The sequence below is a fragment of the Achromobacter sp. JD-1 genome, assembly GCF_038594925.1.
GTDB lineage: Bacteria > Pseudomonadota > Gammaproteobacteria > Burkholderiales > Burkholderiaceae_B > Achromobacter > Achromobacter spanius_C.
This window is the reverse complement of record NZ_JBCGCS010000008.1, coordinates 21,732-37,906: the sequence shown is the minus strand read 5'-3', so window position 1 is coordinate 37,906 and position 16,175 is coordinate 21,732. Positions and strand designations below refer to the sequence as shown.

The following is a 16,175-nucleotide window of genomic DNA, read 5'->3' as shown; positions in this document are numbered from 1 at the left end:
GATGCCTACGATACCGGAAGCGGGGCGCGCGGTAAAAAAACAAAGACGCCCAACGCAAAAAGCCCGGCGCGCGGGCCGGGCTGGAACGATGGCCCCGCAGGGCCGGCTGTCAATCACCTCATCAGTTTGGCATCAACACGGTGTCAATTACGTGGATCACGCCATTGGACTGATAGACGTCATAGGTGCTGATGGTGGACACGCCGCCCTTTTCGTCCTTCAGGGTCAGGTTGTGCTTGCCGTTCATCATCACCCACAGCTTGCCGCCGCTTGCAGTCGTCAATTCAGTCTTGCCGCCGCCCTTTTTGATCCGGGCGGCCAGCGCGTCGAAATCCATCTTGCCGGGCACTACGTGGTAGGTCAGGATCTTGGTCAGCGTGGCCTTGTTTTCAGGCTTGACCAGCGTGTCCACCGTGCCCGCGGGCAACTTGCCAAAGGCTGCGTTGGTCGGCGCGAACACCGTGAAAGGGCCCTTGCCCTGCAGCGTATCCACCAGGCCCGCCGCCTTTACCGCCGCCACCAGCGTGGTGTGGTCCGCGGAATTCACCGCGTTGGCGACGATGTTCTTGGCGGGCATCATCGGCTGGCCGCCCACCATGACGTCGGCCGCGAAAGTGGGCGACAGGGTCAGGGCCGAGCAAGCGATGGCAATCGAGGCTAGCAATTTCATGACGATCTCCTTTTGTGTGGCCGTCATGAGGAGATACGGGGCCAGCCTGCGATTGGATGCGCGATTCGGTCTACGGACAAACCCTGATCAGATGACCTTGCCGCTCAAGACGACCGGGCCGGTGGGGATGCCGCCGGGGGCGCCGCCCGCCGGTTCCAAAGTAATGGCGACGGTGTCGCCCTGCTGTGGCAGCAGGCTTGGGGCCAGCACCGTGGTCTGGCCGGGCAGCACCAAGCCGAGCGAGCGCGGCGCCTGTCCGGGCGTGATCGACCACAATTCCAGTGCGCGGCCATCGGCCAGCGCCACCAGGTCTTGCATGGGCTGCACGGCCAGGCGGTTGTCCGGCAGCGTATTCACCACCATGGCGCCGGGCGCCTTGTCACCGGACAGCACGGCAACCGTGCGTACCTCTACAGGCGTGGGGGCTGGCTTGAGCATCAGGAACGCCAGCACCACTACGGCCGTCGCCAAGCCGGCGGACACCGCGCGCCACCAGGACAGGCCGCGCGAAGACGAGGGCGCGCGCGCGGCCGGGGCGGCGGGCGCGATGCGCGCGGCGATTGCCTTCCACACATGCGCGGGTGGCGTTTCGGGGGGCAGGGCCAGCGCCAGCGGCAACAGCCGGTCTTCCCATTCCGTGACCGCGCGCCGCAAGCCGGCGTCATCGCGCATCAGGGTGATGAAACGCTGCCGCGCACCCGCGCGCAAGCCGCCCAGCACGTACTCGGCGGCCAGGCGGTCCTGCAGTTCGGGGTGGCGGTAATTCATTCCAGGCACCTTTTCAGCCGTTGCAAGCCACGGCGTATCCAGCTCTTGATCGTTCCCAGCGGCGTGTCCAGGCGCGTGGCGATGTCGGGGTGCGCCAGATCATCAAAAAAAGCCATGGCGATGGCAACCCGCTGCGGCCCTTCCAACTGCCCCATGCAATCGGCCAGGCGACGGCCGTCCTGGCTGGCCTGCAAACGGGCAAGCGGGCCGGGGCTGTCGTCGGCCATGGCCAGTGTCAGTGTGTCGTCCGGGTCCGGCACCACGACGTCGGGCCGCCTCAGGCGGTCGATGCAGCGGTTCCGGACGATGCGGGTCATCCACGTCATGGGTTGGCTCTGCTCGGCCTGGTATTGGCCGGCCTGGCGCCAGATCGATACGAAACACTCTTGCAGCACGTCTTCCGCGGCGGCCTGGTCTCTCAACATACGTCTGGCCAGTGCAAACAGATGCGGGGACGCAAGGCGATAGATCTCCGCCAGTGCGGATTCGCGTTTTTCCGCGCACTGGACAAGCAGGGCCTGCAGGTGTTGAGCGTCGGGCATCGGTTCCTATGTGGGAAGGGGCGCGCTGGTGCAGAGCATACCGGGCCAAGGCGCCGGCGTCACTATTGAACTGGGTGCCGAGCAGGGCACTACAATGCCCGGCACACCCGACATGCGGGGTGCGTCACAGCCCCGGGCCCCGGCCGGCCCGGACAAAAGCGTAGAGCTTGCAATCGACACACAGGGGGAGCAGACAGGACATGGACGCAGAATTCTGGTTGGAACGCTGGCGCGAAGGGCGCACGCACTTCCATCAGACCCGGATTACACCGCTCTTGCAGAAGTATTGGCCCACGTTGGCCGTACCGCAGGGTGGACGGGTGCTGGTGCCGTTGTGCGGAAAATCGCTGGACATGGTGTGGCTGGCGGCGCAGGGGCACTCGGTGCTGGGCGTCGAGCTTTCCCAGCTTGCGGTGGAACAGTTCTTCACCGAAAACGAGCTGCGCCCCGTGACGCATGAATCCGTCTACGGCACGCACTACGTGGCGGGCAATATTGAAATCATTCTTGGCGACATCTTCAAGCTGGATTCGCAACTGTTGTCGCACTGCGTGGGCGCCTACGATCGCGCCGCGCTGGTCGCGCTGCCCGAAGCCATGCGGGCCGACTACGTGCGCCACGTCTATGGTCAGTTATCGCCCGCCAGTCGGGGCTTGCTGATCACGCTGGACTATCCGCAGGAAGAGATGGCGGGGCCGCCATTCTCGGTGGTGGACAGCGAAGTGCAGGCGATCTTCACCGGCGTGGCGCCGGCGGTCATCATCGACCGCCGCGATATCCTCGACAAGGAACCCAAGTTCCAGGGCGCGGGCGTCAGCCGGCTGGACACCGTGGTGTACCGGCTGGGCGTGCAAGACGCCTGAGCGCTGACGTGACGGCGCGGCGGGCGATGGCAAGGCCGTTCAGGTCATCAGCCAGCCGCCCGCCACATCCAATACCTGGCCGGTCACAAACCGGGCCTGGTCGGAGGCAAAGAACAGGCAGGCGTCGGCCACCTCTTCCGGGGTGCCCAGGCGACGCAGCGCCGTTACCCGCGCCACGGCGTCGTTGATCTCCTGGGGCACGCTTTTCAGCAGCGGCGTGCTGATGCGCCCAGGCGCCAGCCCATTGACGGTGACATCGAATTCGCCCAGCTCAGCGGCCCAGTGTCGGGTCAAGCCGATCAGCCCGGCCTTGGTGGCCGCGTAATGCGCCGCCACGATGTCGCAGTACGCCTTGCCCGCCACCGACGACATATTGATCACGCGCCCCTGGCGCTGCTTGACCATGTGCGGCGTGGCCAGGTGCGTCATGTAGAACACGCTGTTCAGGTTCACCGACATCACCTTGTCCCATTCCGCGGGCGGCATCTCCCAGACTTTCAGTGCGCGGCCGTCGGTCTTGGGGGAAATGCCGACGTTGTTGACCAGGATCGTGGCAGCCCCCAGGTCGGCCGTGATGCGGTCGTAGGCAGCCTGGCACTGGTCGAAGTGGGCCACGTCGGCGGGCACGAACGTCACATCGTGTCCGCGTTCCTTAAGCGCCTGTTCGTAGGCCGCGCCCGCCTGCGCATTGAAGTCGACCAGGCCCACGCGCCCGCCTTCGGCCAGAAAGCCCTCGACGATGGCCGACCCGATGCCGCCGACGGCGCCCGTCACGATGGCGACCTGGCCGTCAAAGCGAGCCTTCATGTCTGCACTCATGCACCCACCTTCAACATGATCTTGCCGATGTGCTGGCTGCTTTCCATCAAGGCATGCGCGCGGGGCGCATCCGTCAGCGGAAAGACCTCGTGGATCAGCGGCAGGCATTGGCCCTGTTCCATCAGCGGCACCACCTTCGCGGCCAACGCCTGGGCGATGGCGCCCTTGTCATCGTCCGAGCGCGGGCGCAGTGTGGACCCCGTGAATTGCAGTCGCTTGGTCATGATGGGCAGGGCGTCGATCTCGGCCTTGCTGCCTTCCAGGAAAGCGATCTGCACCAGCCGCCCGTTCACGGCCAGGAGCCTGATGTTCTTGTTGATGTAAGACCCGCCCACCATGTCCAGAATGACGTCCACGCCCACGCCCTGGGTCGCCTGGCGCACCTCGGCTTCGAAGTCGGTGTCGCGATACTGCACGGCGTGATGCGCGCCGGCCTTCAGGCAGGCCTCGGCCTTGGCGGCGTTGCCCACGGTGGTCCAGACCTCGGCGCCAAACGCCCGCGCCAATTGAATGGCCGTCAGCCCGATGCCGCTGGAGCCGCCATGCACCAGGAATTTCTCGCCGGACGCCAGACGGGCGCGGTCAAACACATTGGTCCAGACCGTGAAGTAGTTCTCGGGAATGGCGGCGGCCGTCAGCAGGTCCATCCCGCGCGGCACGGGCAGACAGTGGCGTTCGTCCGCCAGGCAGTACTGGGCGTAGCCGCCGCCCGGCGTCAGCGCGCAGACGGTATCGCCTTTTTTCCAGGCGGTCACGTCGGGGCCCACGTCGATGATGGTGCCGGACACTTCCAGCCCCAGGTAGGGCGACGCGCCCGGGGGCGGGGGGTAAGAGCCCGAACGTTGCAGCACGTCGGGGCGGTTGACCCCGGCATAGGCCACTTCAATCAGCACCTGCCGGCCGGCGGGCGCGTCCATGTCGCGTTGGGCGATGTGCATGCAATCGGGCGCGCCGCCCTTGCCATGGTCGATGAATGTGCAGCGTAGGGTCATAAGAGGAATCCTGGTTTTAATGGCCCAGATAGGCCTTCTTTACATGCGGGTCGCTAAGCAGTTCAGCGCCCGTGCCGGTGCGCACGATGGCGCCGTTTTCCAGCACATAGCCGCGGTCGGCCAGGCGCAGGGTGCGGAACACGTTCTGCTCCACCAGCAGCACCGTCACGCCATGCGAGGTGACGTCGCGGATGATGTCGAACATCTGCTGCACCAGCAGCGGCGACAAGCCCAGCGAGGGCTCGTCGAATACCAGCAGCTTGGGGTCTGCCATCATGCCGCGCGCGATGGCCACCATCTGCTGTTCCCCGCCCGACAAAGACCCGGCGTACTGCGACAAGCGTTCTTTCACGCGCGGGAAAATCCGCAGCACCTCGTCCAGCTTCTGCTGCACGATGGGGCGCGCGGCGCGCTTGTACGAACCCATCAGCAGGTTGTCTTTCACCGTGAAGTGCGGGAACAGCTGGCGGCCTTCCGGAATCATCGTGATGCCGGCGTCCACGATGTCGTAGGAGTTGTGGTTGGTGAGGTCGCGGCCTTCGAATTCCACCTTGCCTTGCAGCGTGGGAATGACGCCGCACAGCGTTTTCAGGGTGGTGGTCTTGCCCGCCCCGTTCGCGCCGATCAGGGTCACGATTTCGCCCGCGTTGACCTCGAAGTTCAAGCCGTTCAGCACTTGGCTCTTGCCATAGCCCGACGTCAGATTCGACACCTTAAGCATCCTGGTACTCCTTGCCCAAATACGCCTCGATGACGGCGGGGTTCTCGACCACGTCCTTCGGCGCGCCGCTGACCAGCACGCCGCCTTCGTTCAGGACGATAATGCGGTCGGACAGCGCCATCGTGGCCTGCATCATGTGTTCGATCAGCAGCACCGACACGCCGGAATCGCGGATGCGCCGGATCATCTGGATGGACTTCTCGATGTCGGTCGGGTTCAGCCCCGCCATCACCTCGTCCAGCAGCAGGATGCGCGGCTTGATGGCCAGCGCGCGGGCGATCTCCAGCCGCTTCATGCCACCCACCGTCAGGCTGCGCGCCTCGGTGTTCAGGGACTTGGTCAAGTCCGTCTGCTCGGCCACCTTCAGCGCAATCTGCTCGGCCTCGTCACGGTTCGACGTGCGGATGAACGCGCCCAGCATGATGTTTTCCAGCACCGTCAGGCCGGTGAACGGCTTGGCGATCTGGAAGGTGCGGCCCAGCCCCTTGTGCGCGAACTCGTCCGGCGTCTTGCACGTGACCCAGTTGCCGTCCGCGTCCAGCATCGAAATATCGCCCTTGTCCGGCGACAAGAAGCCGGACAGCAGGTTGAACACCGTGGTCTTGCCCGCGCCGTTCGGCCCGATCATGCCCAGGATTTCGTTCTGGTTCAGCGTCAGCGATACGTCGTTGGTGGCGCGCAGGCCGCCGAAGCTCTTGAACAGCTTTTCAGCCTTCAGCACCGGCTGATCAGAACGGGTGGCGCTGTGCAGGCGCAGTTCGTCAGCCAATTGCCGCTTCTTGCGCGGCGTGCCCAGATAAGGCAGGCGCGCCAATGCGCGTTCGATGGCGGGGCCAAATGCACCGGCCAGGCCGCGCGGAATGGTCAGCACCACGGCCACCAGAATCACACCGTAGATCAGCCCGTGCATGCCGTTGCCCACGCTGGACAGCCAGCCACGCGCCAGTTCCGCGATGGGCAGCACCAGGAAGGTGCCCGCGATGGGGCCGGCCACGGTGCCCAGGCCGCCGATCAGGGCGAACATGGCCACCTGGATCGACAGCTCCAGCGAGAACGCCGAACTGGGATCCACGAAGGTCAGGTAGGTAATGTGGAAGGTGCCGATGATGCTGGTCAGCATGGCGGATACCACCGCCGCGATGATCTTCACCCGCACGGTATGGATACCCACGGCCAGCGCCGCATCCTCGCGCTCTCGGATGGCGATCAGGTAATGGCCGATGCGCGACTTGCGGATCGCCCACGACACCCACGTCACGAACAGGAACAGGCCGAACGCGATGATTACGTAGTTCATCTTTTCGCGGAACACGATCCACGCCCAGCCTATGTTCAGCGGCAGGCTGATGCCGCTTGAGCCGCCCGTCCAGCTTTCTTCGTGGATGACCAGCAGGCGCACCACTTCAAGAATGGCGATGGTGGCCAGCGCGAAGAACGGGCCGCGCAGCCGCAAGGTGGGATAGCTGATCAGGATGGCCACGGCCGCCGAGATCGCCGCGCCCGCCAGCATGCCGATCCACGGCGATATGCCGAAGTTCTGCGTCAGCAGCGTGGCCGTATAGCCGCCGATGCCGTAGAACACCGCATGGCCCAGCGAAAGCTGGCCCGCGTAGCCGCCCACGATATTCCACGCCACGGACAGCGACGCAAAGACGAACAGCAGTACAAACAGGTTGGTCCAGAAAGGCGTACCCATGACGACGGGCACGAGGAACATCACAATCAGCAGAATCAGGCTGACGTAGGCTTTGGGGCTTCGAAAGTCGGGAAACACGTCTCGCTCCTTGTGGCTCTGATCACTCTGTACCGACGCCGAACAGGCCGTTCGGTCGCAGGACAAGGATCAAGAGGAAGATCCCGAAATACACGACCTCTTTCAGGTCGGGGGCGATGTAATAACCGGCCAGCGTATCCACGATGCCGATGATCATGGAGCCGGCCACGGCGCCATACAGGCTGCCCAGTCCGCCCAGCACCACGATCACGAAGGCGGTCAGCACGAAGTACGTGCCCACCGTTGGAAACACCGGATACTGCGGCGCCAGCAAGCCGGCCGCGATGCCGACGAAGGCCGTGCCCAGGCCGAAGGCGATGGCGTACACGTTGTTCACGTTCACGCCCATCAACGTGGCGGCATAGCGGTGCTGCGCCACCGCGCGCAGCGCGCGACCCAGGTACGTGCGATGCATGAAAAAATGCAGCAATATCGCCAGGCTGATGCCGATCACGAAGGTGATCACCTGCCCCGTCACCATCGAGTAATTGCCGACGGCAATGGCGTTCGTGCCCAGCTCCACCGGCGCGCGATACACATTGGCGCCGAAGATCACCAGCGCAAGATTCAGCAGGATGGTGGACACGCCCACCGTGGCGAAAATCTGGATGTGCTGGTCTGCATGCAACAGCGGCTGGATGATGCCCTTTTGCGTCAGCGCGCCCAGCGCGAACAGAATCACCGCCACCGGCACCAGGCCCACATAAGGGTGGACGCCGAATTGCGCGGCGATCAGGTAAACCAGGTACATGCCAACCATCAGGAACTCGCCGTGCGCGAAGTTCACGACGCGCACGACGCCGAAGATCAACGTCAGCCCCAGGCTGATGATGGTGTACGCGCCGCCCAGCAACAGGCCATTGATGACCAGTTGAATGAAAATATCCATGGTGCAACCTCTTAGAGCGGGACGCGGCGCCGGCGTGGCCGCTGCGATGGCGGCCGCGCCGGGGCGCGATATTCCCGGGAAACATCAGGCGCCCCCGAGCGCCTGATCACTGGCGTCGCGCTTACTTGTTGAAGATGGGCTTGCCAAGTGCGAGGTTGCTGGGCGCGATGGTGACGAGCTTGCCGTCCTGCCATTGCATGACGTAGAACGTCGAAGCGTTGTTCTGGCCGTCTTCACCGAAGTCGAATCCCCAGCCGTTGGCCGTCTGGCCAGCCGGCTTCTTGTAGGCCAGGACCGCGGCGCGGATCTTGTCCTTATCGGTGGACTTGGCGTTGCCAATGGCTTCAAAGAAGGCCTTGGCGCCGACGTAGTTGGTCAGGCTGTGGCCGGACTGCGGGTCGCTCTTGTAGGTGGCTTTGTAGGCGGCCAGGAATTTGTCCAGGCCCGGCGCGCCAGCCGGATTGATGGACGCTTGGGGGAAGTCCAGGTCGAACACGCCATTCATGTCGGCGCCCACCGCCTTGGCGGTATCGGCCAGCGAATAACCGCCGCCCGCGCCGATCACGACCTTGGGCTTGAAGCCCGCCGCGCGTGCCTGGCTGAAGTAAAGGATGGCGTCGTTCTGGTAGGCCGTTTGCAGCACGACGTCGACCTTGGCGCCTTTCAAGCGCAGGATCAACGACGACAAGTCCACGGTCTTGGCCGAATAGGGCAGCACTTCGGCCACGGTGTAACCCAGCTCTTGCGCGCGCTTTTTCTCGGTGGCCGCCACGTCGGTGCCATACGGCCCGTCTTCATGGATGATGCCGATCTTGATGTCCTTGGGGTTCAGGCCCATGCCCGGGGCGATGGTGTCATGCAGCGCGTTGACCACCGACACGCCGTACAACGCCGTATTGGGATTGCTGCGGAACAGGTACTTGTAGCCGCGCGTAGTGATCTTGTGGGCGGTGGCGCCCAGTTCGAAATAGGGCACGCCAGCCAGTTCGGTCACGGGCGTGGCCGCATACGAAATGCCCGAGGCGTAGCTGCCGAACACGCCCACCACGTTGGACGAGATCAGGCGCTTGGTTTCCGACACGGCTTGCGTCGGGTCCACGGCGTCCGCCTTGATAAGTTCGATCTTCTCTCCGTTGACGCCGCCCGCGGCGTTGATTTCGTTGACGGCAAGCTCCAGCCCGCGATAGCTCTCTTGTCCCAGAAGCGCAAGCGCGCCGCTGAACGGGAAGAGGGCGCCCACTTTCATGTCGGCCGCCGCGGTGCCGCTTGCCAGTGCGCCGCACACGCCCAGCGCCAAAATAATCTTGTTGAACTTGAACACTGTCTACGCTCCTTTGTTGGTATGGGATGCGGACTGTCTTGAGTGTTGTCCGTCTTTTTTAAATATATGATATATGTGCCGGCCAGGTACAAAAACCCCGAATTGGATTCTAGTGGTGGCTGCGGCGGGCCGAATCGGGGAATTCCCTAAAGCCGCATGAATAAAGACTTAGCGGCCGATGGCCTAGGAAAATAAGCGCAAAATTCCGTCAGGCGAGCCCTGTCTTTCCGTCATGCTAAAGCGTGCTGTATGTGCTGGAAAATACTGCGCCACGTCATATATCGTATATCATCAAGCGCGTGCTTTCCCATAAAAACCAGGAGACAACAGCATGTTCGAGGAAGTCGATTTCGCCGGAAAACGGGTCTTGATCACCGCTGGCGCTGACGGCCTTGGCTTGGAAATGGCCAAGGTATTCCGCCACGCCGGCGCAACGGTTTTCGTGTGCGATGTCAACGAAGCACGTGTGGCAGCCATTCCGTCCGAACTGCCCGGCGTGCAGGCCATGGTGGCGGACGTGTCTGACGAAGACAGCGTGGGCGCGCTCTTTGCCGCCGTCAAGCAGAAACTGGGCGGGCTGGACATTCTGATCAACAACGCTGGCGTGGCAGGCCCCACCGGTTACGTTGAAACGCTGTCGAAGGCCGATTGGGACCGCACGCTTGCCGTCAACATCACCGGCCAATTCCTGTGCGCCCGCCAGGCCATCCCCCTGCTGAAGGAATCAAAGGCGGGTGTGATGATCAACCTGTCGTCCGCCGCCGGCCACCTGGGCTTTGCCGGGCGCTCGGTGTATTCCGCGTCCAAGTGGGCGGTGATCGGCTTCACCAAATCGTTGGCGATTGAGCTTGGGCCGCACGGGATCCGGGTCAACGCCATCTTGCCGGGGGCCGTTGAAGGTCCGCGCATCCGCGCCGTCATCGCCGCCAAGGCCGATACGCTGGGGCGTCCGGTTGAAGAAATTGCCGCGCAGTACGAAGGCCAGGCCGTGCTGGGCCGCATGGTCACTGCGCGCGACATTGCCAACACCGTGTTGTTCAACGCCAGCGAAGCGGCCCGCAGCGTGACGGGTCAGGCGCTAGTGATTGACGGCTTTACGCAGAAGCTCTACTGATGGGCGCCGATTCCGCTGTGAATTCCTCGCCCCGTATCGCCGCCATTATCGGTACGGGCCTGATCGGCCAAGGTTGGGCCATCGTGTTTGCGCGCCAGGGCTGGCAGGTGCGCCTTCATGACGTCAACGCCGCCATGCTGGCCGAAGCTCGCATGCTGATCTTGCAGCAATTGCGCGAACTGCAATCGCAGGGGCTGTTGACGGATGCAGACGCCATCATCGGCCGCGTCCATATTGCCGACAGCCTGGCCGACGCGCTCAAGGGCGCCTGCTACATCCAGGAAAACTCGCCCGAAAAGCTTGAGATCAAGCGCGCCTTGTTCTCGGCGCTGGATGCGGCCGCCGAGCCCGAGGCCGTCATTGGCAGTTCCACCTCCAGCATTCCCGCCAGCCAGTTCACCGAGCATCTGCCAGGACGCCACCGCTGCCTGGTCGCGCATCCCGTCAACCCGCCGTATCTGATTCCCGTGGTGGAGCTTTGCCCCGCGCCATGGACCAGCACGGACGCGCTGCAACGCGCCAGCGACATCATGACGGCCATCGGGCAAAAGCCCGTGCGGCTGCGCCGTGAAATCGAAGGTTTCATCCTGAACCGCCTGCAAGGCGCCTTGCTGCACGAGGCCTTCCGGCTGGCCAAGGAAGGCATCGCCAGCGCCGAAGACATCGACACGACGGTCAAGGACGGGCTGGGCCTGCGCTGGTCGTTCATGGGGCCGTTCGAAACCATCGACCTGAACGCGCCCGGCGGCATCGCGGACTACTGCGCGCGCTACGGCGGGCTGTACCAGTCCATCGGCGCCGACCAAACCGAATGCGTGGCCTGGGACGAGCCGCTGGTGGAGGCGCTGGCGGACGAACGCCGCCGCCTGCTGCCGCAAGAAGACCTTGCAAAGCGCCGCTTCTGGCGCGACGAAAAACTGATGCGCTTGATGCGCCACAAACAACAGGACGGAGACAAACATGGCTAAGCCGAAACAGAAAGTCGTCATTACCTGCGCCGTGACGGGCGCGATCCACACGCCCAGCATGTCGCCGCACCTGCCGGTCACGGCTGACGAGATCGCTGAAGCCGCCATCGGCGCGGCGCAGGCCGGCGCGGCCGTATTGCACCTGCATGCGCGCGATCCCGAAACGGGCAAGCCGTCGCAAGACCCGGCATTGTTCAAGCCGTTTCTTGAGCGCATCAAGAACGAGACGGACGCCATCATCAACATCACCACTGGCGGCAGCCCCCACATGACGGTGGAAGAGCGCATGCGCCCGGCCACGACGTTCAAGCCGGAGCTGGCGTCGCTGAACATGGGGTCGATGAACTTTGGCTTGTTCCCAATGCTGGATCGCTTCAAAGAACTTAAGCACGACTGGGAAAGGGAGCATCTTGAGAACAGCCGTTCACTGATTTTCCGCAACACCTACCAGGACATCGAATCCATTCTGACGCTGGGCAACGCCAACGGCACGCGCTTCGAGTTCGAGTGCTACGACATCAGTCACCTATACAACCTGGCGCATTTTGTTGACCGCGGGCTGGTCAAGTCGCCGCCTTTCATCCAGTCGGTGTTTGGCATCCTGGGCGGCATCGGCCCGCACCCGGAAGACCTGATGCACATGAAGCGCACGGCTGACCGGCTGTTCGGCGACGACTATGAATGGTCCATCCTGGGCGCGGGCCGCAATCAGATGCCGCTGGCCACTATCGGCGCGGCGATGGGCTCGAACGTGCGGGTGGGATTGGAAGATTCGCTGTGGATCGGGCCGGGCCAATTGGCGGAGTCGAATCGCTTGCAGGTTGAACGCATCCGCACCATTGTCGAAGCGCTGAACCTGGAAGTGGCCACGCCTGACGAAGCGCGCGCCAAGCTCGGCTTGAAGGGGCGGGACAACGTGGCGTTCTGAGTTGGCGTTCTGATCAGGCGGGGGCGGTGCCCCTGCGTTCAGGCGTGGCGGCGCAGCGCGTCGGCAAGCGTGGCGACATCCAAGGGGCGATCGAAGTTGGCGGCATGGCGGGCTTTCAACGTCAGTTCGGCCGCCAGCGTCAAGTCTGCGTCGCTGGGCATGTCGGCCGCGCCGAGTTCGCGCAGCGTGGTGGGCAGGCCGACCTGGGCGTACCACTGGGTCAAGTCCGCCAGCATGCCGTCGTTGCGCTGTTCCAGATCCAGTTGCACGAGCAGGCCGACCGCAACCTGCAAGCCATGCAGCGCGGTGGCCACGCCGCCGATCTTGGGCAGCCCGCGCGTGAGCGCATGCGCGATGGACAGGCCGCCGCTTTCAAAACCGAGACCGCTCATGAGGATCATCGCTTCCACCACGCGCTCGAACGCGGGCGTGGGCTGGCCCGTGCCGGCAGCCGCCACGGCGTCCACGCCGTCGGCCAGCAGCGTGCGCAAGCAGCCGTCGGCAATCAGTTGCGCCGTCAGCAGCGGCGCGCCGTCGTACATGTTCTTGCCGCCATTGCGCTGGCATTGCTCGGCCTCGAATTTCTTCGATACCGCATCGCCCAAACCCGCGCGGAAAAAATGCACGGGCGCGGTGGCGATGATGGCCGTATCCACCAGCACGATCGTGGGGTTGAACAGCATGTGTTCCACCGCCAGGAGGTTGTGATGCGCGTCGTACAGCACGTAGTTCTTGCTGGTGGGCGCGTCGTTGGACGCCACTGTCGGCACCGTGATCAGGTGGCAATGCGACGACTTAGCCACCGCCTTGCCCGCGTCCAGCGACTTGCCGCCGCCCACCGCGATCACGAAGTCGATGCCCGCGGTGGCCGCCTGCGCGCGCAAGCTGGCGATCAGGTCGGGCGTCAGGTCACCTTCCACGATCAGCGGCGCCAACGCCACGTGGTGTTCAGCGCACAGCGCTTCGATTCTTGGCCCCAGCACGCCATGGACATAGCCGTCGATGACCAACGCCGCGCGGCGCCCGAACAGGGCGGCATATTGGCCCAGGCTGTCCAGGGCGCCCGCGCCTTGTATGTAGCGGCTGGGCGCGCCAAAAATCTTCAGCATGACGTCTTCCTATTTGCGGGGCACGGGAGGGCGGTAGTCGAGTTCTTTCTCGCGTTCGACCAGCCAGTCGATCATGATCTTGCCGCCCCAGACCAGGTCGGCCTGGATGGCGCTGCGCGCGGCCTCGGAGTCACGCGCTTCCAGTGCTTGCAGCACGGCTTCGTGGCGGTGTTCGTTTTCGGAATAGTCCAGCCCGGCGGTCTTGACGTGGAACACCTTCAGGATGGGGCCGGTGATGACCCAGAACGATTCCACGGTGGCGCGCAAGATGGGCTTGTTGCTGGCTTCCAGGATGGCGAAGTGGAACTTGCGGTTCAGGTAGCTGGCGCGCTTGGGATCGGTCGACGTGCAGGAAATGAAGTCTTTTTGCAGGGCGATCAGGTTGTCCAGCTGTTTGCGCGTGATGTGCTGCGCGGCCTCGGCCGCGCCCATGCCTTCCAGATGGAAACGAATCTGCTGAATTTCACGCAGCTTTTCCGAATTCACGTAAGGCACGTAGACGGCCGTGGCCGCCTGCATTTCCAGGCCCTGTTCGCTGATAAGCCGGAAGATGGCTTCGCGCACGGGCGTGATGGACACGCCCATCTCTTGGGCCAGTTCGCCAATGATCAGGCGTTCGCCGGGTTCGTACTGCCCATTGATCAGGGCATTGCGGATTTCGTTGTAGACCCTGACGGAGAGGTTCTCTTTCTTTACCGGTTTAAGGCTGGGCATGACGTTTCGGGCTTGCTGAAATGAAGGGAACGGGTTGAATCCGGGTGAATTCTAGCCCGCGATAGCCAATCCGAGCGCAATGGGTATATTATATATCATATATCCTAACGAAGAAAGGACGCGCCATGCGCCATCACCAGGAGGCCCCCACCCAGGGGGAGGTCGCGATGCTGCGGGAAAAGGCCCGCCACATCCGGCTGGAGACGATCAGGTTGATTGAAATTGCCAAGGTCGGGCATTACAGCTCGGTCTTTTCTTGCGCGGAAATATTTGCGTCGCTGTACTACGACGTGATGCGGTTGCGCCCGGGCGAGCCGCATTGGCCGGACCGCGACCGCTTCCTGATGGGCAAGGGCCACGCGGCGGTCGGCCTGTTTCCCGTGCTGGCCGACCACGGCTTCATTGACCACGCGCTGTTGGATGACTACACCCGGCTGGGCAGCCCGCTGGGCGACCATCCCGACATGAGCAAGGTGCCAGGCGTGGACTTCAGCTCGGGTTCGATCGGGCACGCGCTGTCCAACGGCGTCGGCATGGCGATGGGCGGCCGCATGGGCCAGCGCGATTTCAATGTCTTCGTGATGCTGGGCGATGGCGAAATGCAGGAAGGCCAGGTGTGGGAAGCCGCGCTGTTTGCCGCGCACAACCGGCTGTCGCGACTGGTGGCCATCATCGACCGCAACGGCTATCAGTTGGACGGCAAGGTGGATGACGTGATGGGCGTCGAATCGCTCAAGGAAAAGTGGCAGGCGTTCGGTTGGGAGGTGCATGAGGTCGACGGCCACAACCTGCACGACCTGACCGCGCTGCTGCGCCGCCTGCGCGCGGACGACACGCGCGACAAGCCGGCTTGCGTGATCGCCAAGACCATCAAGGGCAAAGGCGTGTCCTACATGGAAACCGAGCCCGGCTGGCACCTGGGCTACCTGGCGCCGCAAGACGCGCAAAGCGCCGTCGACGAAATTCTTTCCCGCGAGATCTGAATGGCACAGGCACAAGTTCTTTCTCCCGATTCCTGGCAGTACCGCGCGCTGAACGCGGTCAACCCCGGGCTGTCTTATCTTTCCGACGCGCTGATCGAATTGGCCCAGGCCGGGCACCCGGTTGTGGCGGGCTCGGCCGACCTGCAATATTCCAACGGCCTGAACCGCTTTGCGCAGGCCTACCCCGACCGCTACATTCAGTTCGGCATTTCCGAGCAGAACATGGTGTCGGCGGCAGCGGGCCTGGCCACCACCGGCATGATGCCGTTCGTGGCAACGTTCGCGTCCTTTTTAGGCTTGTTGTGCTGCGAGCAGATCCGCATGGACGTGGCCTACACCAAGCTGCCCGTGCGCCTGATTGGCCACCACACCGGCATCAGCCTGGGGTTTTACGGCACCTCGCACCACGCCACCGAAGACATCTCCACGATGCGCGCGCTGGCGGGCCTGACGGTGGTATCGCCCGCCGACGGCCCGCAATTGGCCTCGGCCATCAAGGCGTCGGTGAACTGGCCGGAACCGATCTACTTCCGCATCGGCCGTGGCCGCGATCCGCAGGTCTATGAAGATGGCGCGCCGTTCGAATTCGGCCGCGCCATCGTTCATTCCGAAGGCAGCGACCTGAACATCATCGCCTGCGGCATAACGCTGCACGCCGCGCTGGCTGCCGCCGAGCAATTGCGTGAAGACGGCCTATCGGTAGGCGTAATCGACATGCCCACCATCAAGCCCCTGGACCGCGAGGCCGTGTTGGCGGCCGCCGGGCAGGCGCGCTTGATGATGACGGTGGAAGAGCACAATGTGCTGGGCGGGCTGGGGTCGGCCGTGGCTGAAGTGTTGACGGACGCCGGCACGGGCACGCGCTTGCGCCGCCACGGCATCTACGACGAATACAGCCTGATTGCACCGCCCACGACCCTTTACGCGCATTACAAGCTGGACGCGGCCGGCATCGGCGCCGTGGCCCGCGAACTGATCGCATCCTGACAATATCGCTTGA

The 16,175-nt window shown here is 63.7% G+C and carries 17 protein-coding genes; 6 read left to right on the top strand and 11 right to left on the bottom strand.

The genetic code is table 11. The annotated features are described in order from the left end of the window. Nucleotides 1–121 precede the first annotated feature (121 nt). The 3 genes from WBR68_RS14210 to WBR68_RS14200 all read right to left on the bottom strand — a co-directional run bounded on the left by WBR68_RS14210 (nucleotide 122) and on the right by WBR68_RS14200 (nucleotide 1,980). Complete coding sequence (locus WBR68_RS14210) at nucleotides 122–670, bottom strand: fasciclin domain-containing protein (protein WP_050448386.1); 549 nt, start codon at nucleotides 668–670, stop codon at nucleotides 122–124. 87 nt (nucleotides 671–757) lie between these two features. After that, a complete protein-coding gene (locus WBR68_RS14205; protein ID WP_230694575.1) occupies nucleotides 758–1,438 on the bottom strand; it encodes an anti-sigma factor in 681 nt (226 codons plus the stop codon). Continuing rightward, nucleotides 1,435–1,980, bottom strand: coding sequence for a sigma-70 family RNA polymerase sigma factor (locus WBR68_RS14200; RefSeq protein WP_050448384.1), 546 nt, complete (start codon nucleotides 1,978–1,980; stop codon nucleotides 1,435–1,437). The genes WBR68_RS14205 and WBR68_RS14200 overlap by 4 nt, the downstream gene beginning before the upstream one ends. Before the next feature lie 200 nt (nucleotides 1,981–2,180). On the opposite strand from WBR68_RS14200, the gene WBR68_RS14195 reads away from it, so the two are divergent. Then, on the top strand, nucleotides 2,181–2,843 hold the full coding sequence (locus WBR68_RS14195) for a thiopurine S-methyltransferase (RefSeq protein ID WP_127185423.1): 663 nt from the start codon (nucleotides 2,181–2,183) through the stop codon (nucleotides 2,841–2,843). A gap of 39 nt (nucleotides 2,844–2,882) precedes the next feature. On the opposite strand, the gene WBR68_RS14190 is transcribed toward WBR68_RS14195, so the two are convergent. The 6 genes from WBR68_RS14190 to WBR68_RS14165 form a co-directional block, all read right to left on the bottom strand. Then, the gene (locus WBR68_RS14190; protein WP_050448382.1) at nucleotides 2,883–3,650 is read right to left on the bottom strand and encodes an SDR family oxidoreductase; all 768 of its coding nucleotides are present in this window, start codon (nucleotides 3,648–3,650) and stop codon (nucleotides 2,883–2,885) included. A gap of 8 nt (nucleotides 3,651–3,658) precedes the next feature. Beyond that, a complete protein-coding gene (locus WBR68_RS14185; RefSeq protein ID WP_230694574.1) occupies nucleotides 3,659–4,654 on the bottom strand; it encodes an NAD(P)H-quinone oxidoreductase in 996 nt (331 codons plus the stop codon). Nucleotides 4,655–4,670: 16 nt separating this feature from the next. Beyond that, nucleotides 4,671–5,375 carry an ABC transporter ATP-binding protein gene (locus WBR68_RS14180; RefSeq protein WP_230694573.1) on the bottom strand — a complete coding sequence of 235 codons (705 nt, stop codon included), beginning with the start codon at nucleotides 5,373–5,375 and terminating at the stop codon, nucleotides 4,671–4,673. After that, nucleotides 5,368–7,149 (bottom strand): branched-chain amino acid ABC transporter ATP-binding protein/permease, encoded by a 1,782-nt coding sequence (locus WBR68_RS14175; protein ID WP_127185422.1) that lies wholly within the window; start codon nucleotides 7,147–7,149, stop codon nucleotides 5,368–5,370. The genes WBR68_RS14180 and WBR68_RS14175 overlap by 8 nt, the downstream gene beginning before the upstream one ends. 22 nt (nucleotides 7,150–7,171) lie before the next feature. Then, on the bottom strand, nucleotides 7,172–8,038 hold the full coding sequence (locus WBR68_RS14170; RefSeq protein WP_050448378.1) for a branched-chain amino acid ABC transporter permease: 867 nt from the start codon (nucleotides 8,036–8,038) through the stop codon (nucleotides 7,172–7,174). A gap of 121 nt (nucleotides 8,039–8,159) precedes the next feature. After that, complete coding sequence (locus WBR68_RS14165) at nucleotides 8,160–9,359, bottom strand: ABC transporter substrate-binding protein (protein WP_050448377.1); 1,200 nt, start codon at nucleotides 9,357–9,359, stop codon at nucleotides 8,160–8,162. 331 nt (nucleotides 9,360–9,690) lie between these two features. On the opposite strand from WBR68_RS14165, the gene WBR68_RS14160 reads away from it, so the two are divergent. From WBR68_RS14160 to WBR68_RS14150, 3 genes are read left to right on the top strand one after another with little or no spacing between them, the layout of a single operon-like run. Beyond that, the gene (locus WBR68_RS14160) at nucleotides 9,691–10,473 is read left to right on the top strand and encodes an SDR family oxidoreductase (protein WP_127185420.1); all 783 of its coding nucleotides are present in this window, start codon (nucleotides 9,691–9,693) and stop codon (nucleotides 10,471–10,473) included. Beyond that, entirely contained in the window at nucleotides 10,473–11,441 is a 969-nt protein-coding gene (locus tag WBR68_RS14155) for a 3-hydroxyacyl-CoA dehydrogenase (RefSeq protein WP_230694572.1), read from the top strand. Before WBR68_RS14160 ends, WBR68_RS14155 begins: the two co-directional genes overlap by 1 nt. Next, nucleotides 11,434–12,369: a 3-keto-5-aminohexanoate cleavage protein gene (locus WBR68_RS14150; protein ID WP_050448374.1), complete on the top strand. Its 936-nt coding sequence runs from the start codon at nucleotides 11,434–11,436 to the stop codon at nucleotides 12,367–12,369. Before WBR68_RS14155 ends, WBR68_RS14150 begins: the two co-directional genes overlap by 8 nt. Before the next feature lie 38 nt (nucleotides 12,370–12,407). Here WBR68_RS14150 and WBR68_RS14145 read toward each other — a convergent pair whose 3' ends face one another. Both WBR68_RS14145 and WBR68_RS14140 read right to left on the bottom strand, forming a co-directional pair. Then, complete coding sequence (locus tag WBR68_RS14145) at nucleotides 12,408–13,478, bottom strand: glycerol dehydrogenase (protein ID WP_230694571.1); 1,071 nt, start codon at nucleotides 13,476–13,478, stop codon at nucleotides 12,408–12,410. A 9-nt stretch (nucleotides 13,479–13,487) separates the two neighbouring features. Next, entirely contained in the window at nucleotides 13,488–14,192 is a 705-nt protein-coding gene (locus WBR68_RS14140; protein WP_050448372.1) for a GntR family transcriptional regulator, read from the bottom strand. A gap of 125 nt (nucleotides 14,193–14,317) precedes the next feature. Here WBR68_RS14140 and WBR68_RS14135 point away from each other — a divergent pair, with 125 nt between their 5' ends. Next, nucleotides 14,318–15,175, top strand: a complete 858-nt coding sequence (locus WBR68_RS14135) for a transketolase (protein WP_230694570.1) — start codon at nucleotides 14,318–14,320, stop codon at nucleotides 15,173–15,175. Continuing rightward, nucleotides 15,176–16,162, top strand: a complete 987-nt coding sequence (locus WBR68_RS14130) for a transketolase family protein (protein WP_230694569.1) — start codon at nucleotides 15,176–15,178, stop codon at nucleotides 16,160–16,162. Nucleotides 16,163–16,175 lie beyond the last annotated feature (13 nt).